Here is a 14,912-nt window from a genome sequence, read left to right as displayed (position 1 = left end):
GACCATCCAGCCCGTCCAGCGACCCGCCAGCGCCTCAGCGCCGCCGGTGAAGCGCTATTTACGGATCGGGACCGGGCTCCGCAAGCGCTTTTTTCGATCGATCTCGAGATTCTTCGAATTTTCGCCCCGCTGCGCCCCGACGAAACCCGAAGGAGCGGTCAGCCGCACGGTGCGGAAGGCGGTCAACCCCTTCCGAAGACTGGAAAAACCGGACAGGATCAGGACGCAGATGACTGCGCCCCTGTCTCCGCGACCTGCGCTTCCGCGTCTGTCCGGGCAGGGAGATCGGGCCGGCGGACGAAGCCGAGATCGTGCAGGATCGCCAAGGTTGCCGGCGTCACGAACAGCGTCAGCAGCGTGGCCGAGGTCAGGCCAAAGGCGAGGCTGACCACGATGGGGCGAAGGAACTGCGCCTGGGTGGATTGTTCCAGCAGGAGCGGCCCGAGCCCGATGACCGTGGTCAGCGCGGTCAGCAGGATCGCGCGGAACCGTTCCGAAATCGCCGCGGTGGCCGCCTCGGGCATCGGGCGGCCGGCCTCGAAATGGTCCTTGGTGAATTCCACCAGCAGGATCGCGTTGTTGACTACCACACCGGCAAGCGTCGCAAGCCCGACGACGCTTGGCATCGACAGCTGCAATCCCAACGCCACATGCCCCCAGGTGACGCCGATCACGCCAAGCGGAATCGCGACCAGCACCGCGAGGGGCTGCACGAAGCTGCGGAACTGGAAGGCAAGGGTCAGCACGACGCCCGCCAGCCCGAGGCCGAGATTGCGTACCAGCGAGCCGCCGGTGGTCGCCGCGTCCTTCTCTTCGCCCGCGACGACCACCTCGATCCCGGGATGGTCCCGGCCGAGGCCCGGCAGGAAATCGGCACGCATGGCCGCGATCAGGTCGCGCGCATTGGCGACGGCGGGGTTGATCGCGCCGGTAACCTGGACGGTGCGCACCCCGTCGATGCGCCGGATCGCGGCATAGCCGCGGCTCTCTTCGATCCGCGTCACGGCGGCCAGCGGCACCTGCGCGCCGTTCGTGCCCGGCACGCGCAAGGCGGCAAGGTCGGCGGCGTCGTCGCGGTCGGCTGCGGCGAGGCGCGCAATCACATCCAGCCCGCCATACCCGTCCTGCACCTCAAGCCCGGTATCACCGCGCAGCGCCGCGCGCAGAACGCCCGCAACGCCCCGCGCATCCACGCCCAGCGCCGCCGCCATGGCCGGGTCGATCCGCACGATCTGCTCGGGCTTGCCCGGCCTGAGGTCTGTCTGCACGTCGCGCACCCCGGGAAAGGCGAGAAAGAACCGACGCATGTCACGGGCCGCCACGTCCAGTTCATCAAGGTCCGTCCCGCGCAGCAGGATGTCGATCGGCTTGCCCCCGGGGCCGCGTTCGCGGTCGGTGAAGCGCAGCGAGATCATGTCGGGCAAGGGGCCGGTCAACCGGCGCCAGCGGTCGATGACATGGTCAAGATCGGTCACGCGCGTGCCCGCGGGCAAGAGCTGGGCACTGATCGTCGCCAGATGCGCACCACTTTCCGCAGGCGCGTCGGGGTTGCTGCCGAAGGACACGGTCACCGACTGCACCAGCTTCTGCCCGCCGGGCTGGTGCGGCGTTTCTTCGGCGTTCAGTTGTCCCAGCGCCTTCAGGGCACGGGCGACCCGGGCCTCGGTGCGGTCGAACGGCGTGCCCTGGGGCAGGACGAACCGCGCCTCGACCGTGTCGCTTTCGAGGCTGGGAAAGCTCTGGATCTTGAGCCATCCCCCCGTCACCGGCACGAAGGCGGTGACCACCAGCGCGCCGGCGATCCCCAACGTCAGGTAGCGGAACCGGAGTGCCATGCGGGCAAGCGGCAGCACGACCCGCTCGCGCAGCACCAGGAACGCGCCGTTCGCCGCACGGGTCACAGGACCGTCACGCACCGGCCCATGCAGCGCATGGGCCAAGTGGTGAGGCAGGATCAGGAACGCCTCGATCAGGCTCACGATCAGCGTGATGACAAGGACGATGGGCAGGAACTTGAGCACCGCGCCGATGTTCCCCGCCATCAGCCCCAGCGACCCGACAATCAGCACCGTGGTCAGAAACGACGAAACGACGCCGGGCAGCACCTGAATCACACCGTTGACAGCGGCCGGCACTGCGCCCTCGCCCGCGCGGCGGCGGCGCACGATGTTCTCTGAAATGACGATGGAATCGTCCATCAGCAGCCCGATGGCGACCAACAGCGCGACCATGGTGATCATGTTGATCGTGAGTCCGGCCAACTGCATGACGAAGACGGTGCCGAGGAAGGACACGGGCAACGTCATCGCCACCCAGAACGAGAAGCGCGGCCCGAAGAACAGCCCCATCACGACCAGCACCAGGACCAGCCCCATGACCCCGTTCGTCAGGATGATGTCCAGCCGCTCGACGATGATCCGGGACATGTCCTGCGAGATCGTCAGCCCGATGCCCTCGGGCGCATCGGCGAGGGCCTCGTCTAGGCGGTCGCGGACCGCATCCATGACGCGCAGGGTATCCTGCTCTTCGGTCTTGGTAACCGTGACCAGCGCCGCGCGCTGGCCGTCATGCAGGGATCGCACCGAAGCATCAGAGAACCCGGTGGTCACCGTCGCGACATCGCCCAACCGGACCTCGGCCCCAAGCGCCGAAGAGACAAGCGGCAGGTCCGCCACCTCGAGCGCCGTCCGCCGCTCTCCCACGAACCGGACGACCGTTTCCGCGTCGCCGCCTTCCAGCGTGCCTGCGGGCCGGTCGAGACTGCTGCGCTGAAGCGCGGTCACCACGTCCGGGATCGTCAGCCCATAGGTGCGCAAGGCCGTGTTGGAAATCTCGACCGCGATCTCGCGGCCGGAAAAGCCGCTGACCGTCGCCTGCGAGATCATCGGGTCGCGCATCAGCCGCTCCGCCAGACCGTCGGCATAGGCGAAAAGGGTCTGCGGGTCCGCGGGCCCGGTAACCGCGATGGTGGCGACGCTGGCCGCGCGTTCTATGATGCGGGTAACCGGCGCCTCGGCCTCGGCCGGATAGGCGGTAACGCCCTCCACCGCCGACTTAACGTTGTCGGCAAAGGCGGTCATGTCGCGGCCCTCGACCATCTCGGCGGTCAGCACGGCCAGGTTGTCGCGCGCCTCGCAGGTCAGTTCGGCAAGATCGTCGACCGCGCGAATCGGATCCTCGGCCACCATGCAGATGCCGCGCTCGACCTCGGCGGGGCTGGCGCCGGGATAGGGGATGCGTACCTCGACCTCGCTGGGCGGGATCACCGGAAAGGTGTCGCGCTGAAGCCCGGGCGCCGCAGCAAGACCCATTGCCACGATCGCCAGCATCAGGATGTTGGCAGCCGTCGGGTGGCGGACGAAAAGCTGGATCATTCCCCCGCCTGCCCCAGCGCGCGGCGGCGGATCGACGCGGCCAGTTCCTCGTCCTCGACCGGCTGCACCTTCATGCCCGGGACCGCCACGGCCGGATCGCTGACAACCAGCCGGTCGCCCGCGGCAAGCCCATCGCGGATCACGGCAAGCCCGCCCGCCTGGAACCCGACCGTTACCGTCCGGCGCGCGAGGCGGCCGTCGCCCGTCACCACCAGCGCCTCGCGGCCCCATACGGCCGCGGCCGGAACGACAAGCGCCGACACCTCGGGCCCGGCAAGGCGCACCTCGACGAACATGCCCCGGCGCAGCGGCGGGCGTTGGCCCGGCACCGCCTGGGCCAGCGGACCATCCACCGTGACGATCACCTCGACGCTCTGGGTACGGGCGTCGATCGCCTCGCTGATGCGCGCGATCTCGGCCGGCCAGCGCACCTCGTGGCCCAGTTGGGACATCACGACCGTGGCCGAGAGCGCAGCACCCGGCTCGCCCCCGCCCGCAAGCCGGATCAGCGGCCCCATCCGGCCGATCGGCACCTGTGCGGCGATCTCGACACGGTCGGTCCCATCGGCGGCGAACAGCAGTTGCGACCTGGTCACGACCTGCCCCAGATCGGCCGATACCTCGGCGATCAGAACATCGAAAGGCGCCCTGATCTCGGAGAATCCGAGGCTGCGCGCGGCGCTGGCCCGTTCGGCGGCCAGGATCTCGCGCTCGGCCGCGTTCAGTGCCAGCTGGTTGCCAATCTCGGTCAGTTTCGATTGCGCGGCCAGTTCGGCGCGCTCGGCCTGCTCGACGGCTGTCTGGCTGATGGTGCCCTGGGCCAGAAGCCCGCGCTGTCGGTCCAGATCGGCCGCGGCGAGCCGGTATTCCCGGTCGGCGAGATCACGGCTTGCGCGCAGCGTACCGTCCCGCACATCGAGCGCAGCGCTCCTTGCATCGATCTGCGCCAGAGACAACCGGATATCGGTGTCGTCGATGCGCAGCAGCAGCGCGCCCTCGGCCACGAAACTGCCGTTGGCCAGGCTTTCCGAGGTCTCGACGATCTCGCCTTCGATCCGGGCTATGGCGCGCCATTCGCGGGCGGGCTTGACCGCGCCATAGCCTGACACCTGGGCGATGAACGGCATGGGCGCCACGGTCAGCACCCGGACCGGGCGCTGCGCCGCGCTGCGCTCGACCGGCGCAGGCCCCGATTTGAGCGACCCCGACCAAAACACCAGCCCCACCGCCACCGCGATGGGCAGCCCGACCGCGGCAAGCCGAAACAGCACACGGACCAGAAGAGCAACGGTTCCGGTTATCATGGCCGGATGGCCAGTGCGGGCGCCTGCGCGCCCCGGATCTCCTGGCGCACAGGCCGGGTGGCGACGTTCGCTGCGGAAATCTGCAATGTCATTGCGGTTGAACCTTCAGTCGGGCGGCTCGGGCACCGACGCCGCGGCCTGCACCGCCTTTGTGCCGAGGCCCCAGAGCGATACCCATTCCGGGTCAGACTAGCTGCAAAGATCCGGATCGGGCAATCACCCTTGGTTTGGACACCTCCCGGTCGCGCGCCCCGGGAAAGCGGCCGGTTTCAGTTCGCGACGTTCGACCGTGCGCGAGGATCAGTCCACGGGACCGAAGCTTTGCGCCATGTAGCTGACAACCGCGTCGAACTCTGTCTTCAGCCGGGCCGGGTAGGTGATCTCGAAGACCTGCAACAGATCGTCGGCGGACAAGAGCACCTTGCGGTAGAAGATCTCGGCCCCTGACCTGCCCGAAATCACGTACCAGGTCGAGCCAGCGCGCTTGTAGCTGGCGTTGCGATAGGCCGGAAGGGTCTGGTCCTCCGCCATCAGCGTGCGCAGGTCGTGGCCGAACACGTTATATTGCGCGAAAACCAGGAATCGCGCCGCCCCGTCGGCCGAGGCGAACCGGCGCCCGTCGCCATTGCCGGGGGCGGGTTCGGCATGGAAATAGCCGCTGGGATAGACGATCTCGGTGCCGTAGCGCGCGTTGCGGTAGAGCGCATAGCCGCCGCCGCGGTCCTCGAACAGGTCGGGATCGGCCGCAGCGGAGGGTGGCGGAGGGGGCGGGGGCGGCGGGCTGGGACGATCGGGGGGCGGAGCGGTGACGGCCTCGACCATGGCGGCGGGGGCGGCCTGCCGTGGGGCGGGCGCAAGGGTGGCTTCTGCCGCAGGAGCGGGTCGGACGGTCAGCGGAATATCGACCGATGTGACCTTGGGCTCAGGCACCGCGGCGACCAGATCGGCCGGATCGCAGGGGATCATGCCATCGGGCCAGTCGACATCGAAGGCCGCCATGGCCCGGCCCAGGCTGTCGCCGCCGGTAAAGCGCGTGATCCCGCCCCAGCCAAGCGCGACCGGCACGCCTCCCGGAAGGCACATGCGCGCGATCCGCAGGAAGTGCCAGCCGGTGACCATCTCGGCCCCGTCCATGAACTCGGGCACGGTGCCGGGCCAGCCGTATTCGGTCCAGTCCGTGCCGAACGCCCCGCCGCCATAGGAGCCGAGCCGCCCCTCGGGCATCCGCGCCAGAAGCCCGTGCGGCGGCATCACCGCCCCCCCGCGGGCCAGCGTCAGATACCCGCGCCCGTCCTCGGCGGTCAGGGTCACGCTGTCCTTCTCGCTGAGCAGCACGAAGCCCTCGGGCGGGGTGATGCGCACCATGCCGTCCAGAAGGCTGGCGGGTTCGGCAGAGGCAGAGGCGGGCGCGTCGGCGGGGCGCAACGTCATCGTGCCGAGGATGGTCTCGAAGCCCGGTCCGTCGATCATGCCGCCCTTGGCCTCGATCAGAAGATACCCCTCGGGGCCGACCGGCGCGACCGAGGCGAGCACCGTTCCGTCCGGCACCGGCCGGCGGTAAAAGCGCGTGCCGTCGGACAGCCGCACCTCGCCCCGGCGTGCCGCTGGCCCCACGGGCTCGGGCTGCAGGCGCATCGCAAGCTCGTATTCGCCCTGCCGCGATATCCAGTGCGACCAGTCACCGTCGCCGGGCAGGGCCGACCATCCCGCGTAAAGCGCGAAATCGAGCGGGCCGAAACTGTAGGACGTCCAGCCATCGCCGGGTGTCGCGGGCTCGACCCAGATCGTATAGTCGCTTTCCACCGCGCGTTCCTTGCGCGGCGTCCCCATGGGTGCGTTCCCGGGCAGGTCGATGGGACGGCACGGCGCGGCGCCCGCGTGATAGGTCATGTCGTCGATCAGCCGCAGCACCGACGGATCGTCGTGGAAATCGGGCATGCCGGTGATGCTGACCGAGGCGGTATCGCCGCCGTCCAGGCAGGCCTCGAAGATGAACAGCCGGTTGCGGGCAAGGCTGTCCCGGCCGTCGTCGTAGTGGCGCGAGGCCTCGGACCAGTCGTAGAGGATGGCGCTTTCGTCGAGAAACAGCACCGGCTTGCCGGTCACCTCGGGCGGGACATACCAGCCGCTGCGGTGCTGCCCCGCGCTGGCCACGTCATGGCGCATCAGGCTGATTTCCCCCTGCATCCCCTGCCGTTTCAAGGTGGCCGTGTCGCCGAGATCGCTGATTTCCCAGCCCGGCGGCAGGACCACCCCAAACGCGCCGCCCAGGACCGCGCGCACCGGCGTCTGACCCGGAGGGGGCAGACGCAGCGCGGCCAGTGCGGTGTCGAAGAGCGCCCGGTGCGCGTCAAAAGGCGTGTTGAAGCCGCTCATCAGGATCACGATGTGATTGCCATCGGGCATCGGCGCGGCGGAAATCAGGAACTCGCCTTCGATGGTCATGCCCGGCTCGGGGGTCTCGCGTGCGGCGTGCCGGGTGAATTCCAGCCCGCTGTCGAACACGACGCGGCCCAGATCCGCCAGATCGCTGCCCCGGAACAACTGCATCGGCTTGGGGGTCAGGGTGATGCCGAAGGCCGGCCCGGTCCGCGTATCGGGATCACCGCCGAACAACGTCACGATATCGCTTGCCCGCTCCATCTCGGACCAGCCGGGGGGCAGAGCGAACCCAATGCCCTGCAAGGTGCCGGATTGCCAGTCGGGGGGCGGGGCGGCCGGGGCGATCCTGTCCTGCGCCGTAGCGCTGCTGGCCCACCCCGTCAGAGCCAGCACCAGAAGGCCGGCCCTGGCCAGTCGCAACGCCCGGACGGCGGGCGGAAAGATACCTCTCATCGGTCGGTCTCCTGAAATCTGGAACGCTGGGCCTTCATTCGCGACAGGATCGCGTCGGTGACCGTGTACCCCGCCTCGTCCTTGGACCGGGCGGCGCAGCGGTCCCAGAGCGCGGGATCGGTGGGCATCGGAAAGCGCAGGCAGCCATGGCCCTGGACAATGCAGGGATCGCCGGGATGGGTGCAGTAATAGCGCGGATCGTATTCGCCCAGCGTGTCGGGGTGATACATCTGGATGGTCTGCAACGTGCCATAGGCGGCCGCCCGGCAGACGCAGGACAGGTAGTCGGCGGGCGGGTCCAGCACCAGCGCGTCCAGCACGATCATCAGCTTGTCATGCGGCGGAGCCAGAACCTGCGCCAGCCGCGCGGCGTCGTCCGCATCGCGGGCATAGGGTTCGTCCAGCCCGGTCGGCAACTTCGGGACCACCGGCGCCTTCCCGTCGCGGGCGATCTCGGCGCAGGTCCCGTTCGCGATCGGCCAGGCATGGCGCGCCAGCGCCTCGTGCTGGGTCGCGTTGCGCGCCAGGTCTTCGGTCAGCTTGCCGACCTCGCGTTCATAGCGCGCGGCGATCTCGGTCAGCTTGGCATCGCGGCTCTTCACCGCCGCCGCTTCTCCGTCCTTGTACTCCTTCTTGATGACGGCCAGCCGCCCGGAGCCACTCAGGTCGGACTTTCCGCCCAGCGCCTCGCGGAGGGCATCGGTCCGGTCGGCCTTCTGCTTGTCGAGCCGTTTCAGCTCTTCCTTGAAGTCGCTTTCCACCCGCAGGATCTCGGTCCGGTCGCCGAGGTCCTGCATCTGGGACACGATCCCCTGGCTCCTGTCCGCCAGTTGCCGGGAGCGGTCGGAAACCAGCGTCGGATCCCATCTGTAGTCGATGCTTTTCTGGACGATCTCCTGGGTCTGGATCGCCCGGCGCTGTTCGAGCGAGCCGATGGTGTGCTCCACGAGCACGTCGTAGCTTTTCAGGCTGTTCTGGCCGACGCTCACCAGGTTCAGGGCAGCCCCCACCGAGGCATAGCCCAGCACCGAGGCGATGTTCCCCCCGATCCCGGCGGCGTCCGGCAAGGCAAAGATCGTCACGATCCGCGCCATCGCCTCGCCCGGTCGGCCGACGCTTTTGAACTTTTCCATCAGGCCGGTCTCGACCAGATGCGCGTCGAGAAACAGCGAACTCGCAACATTCGCAACGCAGCGGTCGGGTTGGGCGGCGGTCAGCCGTTCAAGCGCCGCACGGGTTTCCGGGCGATAGGCGCCGAGATCGTCCACCTTCGGTCGCAGCGGCCTGTCGGAAAAGGCATCGGCACCGGCCTGACCGCAGGCAAGGCAGGCAAGCGCGGCCGCGGGGGCAGCCAGGCGGCGGGTCCAGACATTCCAGAACCCGTGCGTCAGTGTCATTTCCCGGGCGCCCGCGTAAAGCCCTTGGTCCAGCCGCACCAGGCGCAGCCGCATCTCTGCACTCCTCGCCATGTCGGGAACCGGGTCGGCGCCCAGCATCACCTCGACCCCGTCGGTCCCCTTCGGATCGAGCGACAGCGCCAGCCGGAAGGGTGCTTCGTGCAGCCGGTCGTCCAGCCGGGTCACAGGCTCGGCCGACAGGATGCCCGACCGCGGCCAGTCCTGCCCGGCGGGCTTGTCCACGCGAAGCGCGCCGTCCGGGCCGATGCCGGCATGGGTGTCGAAGGCGTCCCCGTTAAAGCCGATCCGCACGGTGCCGCCCCCGGCGAGGCGGTCGGGCCAGATCACCGCCTCGGGCGAAAAGAGCCCCAGCCAGCCGCTGCCTTGCCCCGCGGGCAGCGCGATCTCCAGCCCAGTCCCGTGATGTGCCATGTGCGCGGCCATCGGCAGGCGCGCGGTCTGGAAGGCCTCAAGATGAGGGCCAAGCCCGGTGGCGGCGTCGAACAGCACCGCCTCGTGCGGCGCGGCGCCCAGCGGCAAGGCAGGATCGCCCATCGGCACGAAAGGCACCCGGCCGGGGGCAAGCCGGTGGAGAACCAACCGGCCCGGCCCGCCCAGCCGGGTCATGGCGGCAATCTGGACATACGCCGCACCGGCGGCGGCGTTGGCGGGGCGGCGCCCCTCGAGCAGGAGGCGCCCGCCTGCGCCGGTGACCTGCACCACCCGGTCGGGCCGGATCACAAGGGCCAGCGCTGCGAGATCGGCATCGGACGGGCGCGGGATGCGGGCCTGGATCTGCCGCGTGACGGCCAGCGCAAGCTCGGTGGGACCGGCATCGGTTTCCTGAAGGCCCAGCCAGATCTCGTGGTCGTTCCACGGATCGCCCTCGGGCTTGTCCGGCGGCATGAGCGCCAGAACGAAATGGCTGGTCGCGGCCGGATCGATGCCGATCTCCAGCCGCGTCTGCGCCGGATCGACCGTCCGCACGGAACCCACCCCCAGTCCCGACCCGGCCAGATCCACGCCCGGATCACGGCTGCCGCCGGTGATCTGCCAGCCTTCGGGCCGCATCAGGGTGGCCTCGCCCGGCGTATGCACCTCCCAGGATTGGGCGCGTGCCGGACCCGTCGCCTGTGCCAGCGCGACCAGGACAACGATCAGCGCCGTGGTGCGCGCGAGCGCGGCGCGCAGGGCCTTGATGCCGGGCTCGAACCCCTCGGCGGGCACGTTCAGCCGCCCGCCGCCCACGAGGTCGAGCGTCACGCCGGTGCTGTCGCGCGCCAGCAGGATCGCTCCGGCCGCGGTCGGCGGCAGCAATGGTGCGATCACGCGCATCCAACCCGGCAAGCCTCGCCGCCAGGGCCGTTGCACCAGGATTTCGGCGCGGGGCACCGTGCGGATGCCGCGAATATCGTGGACTTCCAGTCCGTCAGGCAGGATCCGAAGGCCGAAACACGCGTTGCGCCATCCCACGACCAGCAGCGACCCGAAGCCCAGCGCCATCGGCCAGAGCAGCCAGGCCGAACCATGCAGCCCGGCCTGCCCCTCGGCCCGCCCGATCCAGAACGGCAAGGCCGTGAAGCCAGCAACCAGAAACAGCCCCATCAGATCGGGGCCGACCACGGCTGCGCCCCGCGACATGCGATGGATGCCATCGCGGCCGGGCCGCCAGGGCCAGAACGCATAGACGCCAAGACCGCCCAGCAGCGACACAAGAGCAAGGGCAAGCGGAACAGCCCCAAGCGCGCACCACCCGGAAACAAAAAGAAATGCGGCAAGGCCGCGGCGAAGAAGCTGACTCAGACCGATCTTGGACATGGCCACCCGACATGCAATTTCCGCCTGATGCCGCAACGACGCCGACAAACCAAAGCGGCCGGGACATGCCCCCCGAACTCTTGGGACAAACCGTCCGTCCGCCTTGACCTACATCAAGCGACCGCACATCGGGCGGGATCGACCGCGGCCCGGATCGGGAAAAACGGCCTTCCGGGATCTGCCTGCGGCCATATCACTCGTGCCGGTCACGTTGGCGGCCCTGGACGCTCGGAGGGATCAACCAGGATTCAAAGGCACATATCGCGGACTTCCCCAAACAAGATCGGTCTTGGGCACTTGCGAAAGGCGTTCCCGCACCGCCGGACAGAACGAACGACCGGAAAGCCGGATTCCCAGGCGCTCTGCCAGACCGGTGGTTCGGCGGTTGCCCGGAACATCTCGTCCGCCCTCTGGGCAGCGGCACCCCCCAGCGCGCGCGGTCGGTAATGCGTTCCTGGACAACAGCCCGACCCGCCGCGACAGCCGGTTGCCCCTGAGGATCAGGGGCGGCTGCGATCCCTACTCGTTGGGCCGAACGCGCGCGGCAGTGCGGTTGGCAAAGGCCTCCAGCCGCGCGCGGGCGTCGGGCTGGGTGTTGACGATCCCGGCCACGGCGGATTCGGCATAGGCGGCGTCCAGCGCCGACATGTTCTGCATGTGGCTGATCGCAGAGCAGATCGCGAAATTGGTCAGCGGCAGGTTCGCGGCGACCTTACGCGCCAGATCCAGCGCGAAGTCGAAACTCGATCCCTCCACAAGATACTGGGCCAGCCCGATGCCAATGGCCTCTTGTCCCTGGTAGACGCGTCCGGTCAGGATCATGTCGACCATCCGCGCCTTGCCGATCAGGCCCGAAACCCGGATCGTGGCGCCCCCCCCGGCGAAAAGACCCCGCTGCCCCTCGGGCAAGGCGAAATAGGTGGAGCCATCGGCCACCCGGACATGCGCGGCGCTGGCCAGCTCCAGCCCGCCGCCCACGACGGCCCCCTTCAGCGCGGCGATGACCGGGACGCCGCCATATTCCATCTTGTTGAATGCCTCGTGCCAGCGCAGGCAGATGCGCATGAATTCGGCCGCGCTGCGGTCCTGGCGGTGATGCTCCACCAGATCGAGGCCGGCACAGAAATGGTCGCCCTCGGCGGCCAGCACGATGGCGCGCGCGCCCCAGTCCGCGGCGCCCGAGAAGAGCACGATCAGGTCCTCGATCGTGGCGACGTCCAGCGCGTTTCGCTTGGCCGGGCGGGCAAGGGTGACGATCCAGACGCCGTCCTCGTGCCGCTCGAGCCGCAGGTTCGTCAGGGTGAGGGTGTCGATATCGGTCAAGGCGGTCTCCTCCCAGGCGCCGGTCGCGTACCATGCGGGCTTAGCCGCCGGCAGCCTTCTTGCCAAGCCGCGCGACCGCGGCCAAGTGTGGTCGGCCGGGTACGCGCCCGGCGCGCGGGGCAGCCCGGCCAACCGCCGAACGGCCGGGACCCGGCCCTGGGGAGACGCATCCGGCTGGACATCCGCCGCCCGATGCCCTAGCGGTGCGGGCCTTGGCGTGCCATGCTGGCGCACGGCCCTACGGAAGTTCCCCCATGATCCCGACCCTTTCCGAAGCGCTTGCCGAACGTGGGTTCGACACGCTGACCGATGTGCAGCAGGCCGTCACGGCCCCGGACCTCGCCCACGCCGACCTTCTGGTATCGGCCCAGACCGGATCGGGCAAGACCGTGGGCTTTGGCCTGGCGATCGCGCCGACCCTGATGGGCGCCGAGGAGCGGCTTGCCCCCCCTGCCGCCCCCCTGGCGCTGGTCGTCGCGCCGACGCGTGAACTGGCGCTTCAGGTCCAGCGGGAACTGGTCTGGCTGTATGCCAAGGCAGGCGCGCAGGTGGTGTCCTGCATCGGCGGCATGGACGCGCGGGACGAGCGGCGCGCGCTGGAGCGCGGCGCACATATCGTCGTGGGCACCCCCGGCCGGTTGCGCGACCACATCACGAGGGGAGCGCTCGATCTGGCCGATATCCGCGCCATCGTGCTGGACGAGGCCGACGAGATGCTGGACCTCGGCTTTCGCGAGGATCTGGAGTTCATGCTGGGCGAGGCGCCCCCGGACCGCCGGACGCTGTTGTTCTCGGCCACGGTGCCGCCCGCGATCGCGGAACTGGCCAAACAGTACCAGCGCGACGCGGTCCGCGTCACCACGATCTCGCGCGGGACGCAGCATACCGACATCGCCTATCAGGTGGTGCAGGTGTCCGCGGCCGATTCCGAACACGCCATCATCAACCTGCTGCGCTTTCACGACGCGCCGACGGCCATCGTCTTTGCCAATACCCGCGCCGCGGTCAGCCGCCTGGCCGCGCGCCTTGCCAACCGGGGGCTGTCGGTCGTCAGCCTCTCGGGCGAACTCAGCCAGGACGAACGCAGCCATGCCCTGCAGGCGCTGCGCGACAGCCGCGCCCGGGTCTGCATCGCCACCGACGTGGCCGCGCGCGGCATCGACCTGCCGAATCTCGACCTGGTGATCCATGCCGACCTGCCCAGCAATACCGAGGCGCTGCTGCACCGGTCGGGCCGCACCGGACGCGCCGGGCGCAAGGGGATCTCGGCGCTGATCGTGCCCGACAGGATCACGGGCAAGGCCGAGCGGCTGCTGAAATGGGCGCGGATCGAGGCGGAATGGATCTTTGCGCCGACGCCCGAGGAGATCCTTGCGCTCGACGAACGGCGCCTGCTGGCCGACCCGGTCTGGGCGCCCGACCTGTCCGAGGCCGAATCCGCCTTTGCGGCCAAGTTGCTGGCCGAACACGGGGCGGAAACCATCGCCGCCGCCTGCCTGCGGCTGTACCGCGCCCGCCTGTCGGCGCCCGAAGAGCTGAACGCGCCGCCCGGCAGGTCCCCGCGGGAAGAGCGCGCACCCTTCGGTCCCTCGGCCTGGGTCGAGCTGTCGATCGGGCAGGACCGCCGGGCCGAAGCGCGCTGGCTGTTGCCGCTTCTGTGCCGGGCCGGGAATCTTGACCGGGCGCAGATCGGCAAGATTCGCGTCCTGCCCGCGACGACCCTTGTCGAGATCGCCGAGACCGCCGTTCCGGCGTTTCTGGACCGCCTCGGTCCCGATGGCGTTCTGGAAGACGACGTGCGCGCGCGGAAAGTGGATCGCGCACCGGCCGAAGAGCCGCGCCAGCCGCGCCCACGGCCGGAACGCCCAAGGACGGAACGCCCGCGCTCCGCGCAGTCGGATGACAGCACGCCCCGCCAGCCCCGCAAGACACCCACGAAAGCCGCCCCCCGCCGCGCCAGCAAGGACTTGGACAAAGGCGCGGAACAGGCGCTTCCGCCGGAGGCCCTGAACCCGGTTGTGCCGCCTGCGCCCGCGAAGACCGTGGCAACGGCGCCCGCACCCGCAAAGGATCCCTCGCGAAAGCCGCGGCACGCGGCGAACCGCAACAAGGACTGGGTCCGGCCCAAGGACAAACAGCCCGCCGGCGCGCGGCAAGGGCAGACCGGCGAAACGGGCGGCGACAAGACGCGCCCCGGTGCCGCCGATACGTCCAAACGGTTGGACCGTCCCGGCACCGGAAAGCGCACTGGAAAACCCAAGCCCCCCCGCAAGGGCGGTCACGTCCCACCCCGGCGCAAGGGGTAACGGACCTCGCGGTTCGCCGCGATCTCTGGCGTAGGCGCTCCTCGGACCTGCGGGCGCGGGATTTCAGCGGTCACGCCCGGCTTTCGGCTGAACGCCGGGCTGAGCGGATCAGATCGGGTTCCCTGACAGGATCGGCAGCCAAGGCCTTGTAGAAAGTCTGCCCAGCGCCAAGGGCGGTCAGGCGCAGCCTGTCCTTCCCAAGCCGCGATCCATTACGGCCTTCCTGCGCAACTCGGGCGCGGACGAAGACACGGCATGGATGATCTACGACCAATTCGTCGCCCCGGCCGTTTCGGACGATGCGTTGCGGCGTGAAGCGGCCCGCGAGGCGTATCTGCGCTCGGCCGGGGAGGTAGAGGCGCGGAATGTGCAGGCCCGGCGCAACATGACCGCGCCGGAGCGGCGCCAGACTCCGCCCTGGGCGAGCGAGGACGTTCCTAAAGCCAACCAGCTTACTCGCTAGAGTCAGGACCCATAAATCCGCTTGAGTGCGGGCTCGCCGCGTGATTCAAACTCCCAATTTGGGGGAGGGATCATGAGCGAGCTTTTCTGGCT

General features: G+C 69.3%; 7 protein-coding genes. 2 read left to right on the top strand and 5 right to left on the bottom strand.

Annotated elements, in window-relative coordinates; translation table 11 throughout:
• Nucleotides 1-218: 218 nt before the first annotated feature.
• The 5 genes from EV655_RS18060 to EV655_RS18040 form a co-directional block, all read right to left on the bottom strand.
• A complete protein-coding gene (locus EV655_RS18060) occupies nt 219-3,374 on the bottom strand; it encodes an efflux RND transporter permease subunit (protein WP_132546748.1) in 3,156 nt (1,051 codons plus the stop codon).
• Nucleotides 3,371-4,678, bottom strand: a complete 1,308-nt coding sequence (locus EV655_RS18055; protein ID WP_132546747.1) for an efflux RND transporter periplasmic adaptor subunit — start codon at nt 4,676-4,678, stop codon at nt 3,371-3,373. The genes EV655_RS18060 and EV655_RS18055 overlap by 4 nt, the downstream gene beginning before the upstream one ends.
• A 300-nt stretch (nt 4,679-4,978) precedes the next feature.
• The gene (locus tag EV655_RS19060) at nt 4,979-7,513 is read right to left on the bottom strand and encodes a hypothetical protein (RefSeq protein WP_132546746.1); all 2,535 of its coding nucleotides are present in this window, start codon (nt 7,511-7,513) and stop codon (nt 4,979-4,981) included.
• On the bottom strand, nt 7,510-10,623 hold the full coding sequence (locus EV655_RS18045) for a hypothetical protein (RefSeq protein ID WP_132546745.1): 3,114 nt from the start codon (nt 10,621-10,623) through the stop codon (nt 7,510-7,512). The genes EV655_RS19060 and EV655_RS18045 overlap by 4 nt, the downstream gene beginning before the upstream one ends.
• Before the next feature lie 624 nt (nt 10,624-11,247).
• Nucleotides 11,248-12,051: a crotonase/enoyl-CoA hydratase family protein gene (locus EV655_RS18040; protein WP_132546744.1), complete on the bottom strand. Its 804-nt coding sequence runs from the start codon at nt 12,049-12,051 to the stop codon at nt 11,248-11,250.
• Nucleotides 12,052-12,305: 254 nt separating this feature from the next.
• Between EV655_RS18040 and EV655_RS18035 the strand changes: the two genes are divergently transcribed.
• Nucleotides 12,306-14,357: a DEAD/DEAH box helicase gene (locus tag EV655_RS18035; protein WP_132546743.1), complete on the top strand. Its 2,052-nt coding sequence runs from the start codon at nt 12,306-12,308 to the stop codon at nt 14,355-14,357.
• Nucleotides 14,358-14,616: 259 nt separating this feature from the next.
• Nucleotides 14,617-14,820: a hypothetical protein gene (locus EV655_RS18030; RefSeq protein WP_132546742.1), complete on the top strand. Its 204-nt coding sequence runs from the start codon at nt 14,617-14,619 to the stop codon at nt 14,818-14,820.
• Nucleotides 14,821-14,912 lie beyond the last annotated feature (92 nt).

It is taken from the genome of Rhodovulum euryhalinum (assembly GCF_004342445.1).
Lineage (GTDB): Bacteria > Pseudomonadota > Alphaproteobacteria > Rhodobacterales > Rhodobacteraceae > Rhodovulum > Rhodovulum euryhalinum.
The sequence above is the reverse complement of the archived record's forward strand: the minus strand, read 5'-3'. Positions and strand labels throughout refer to the sequence as shown.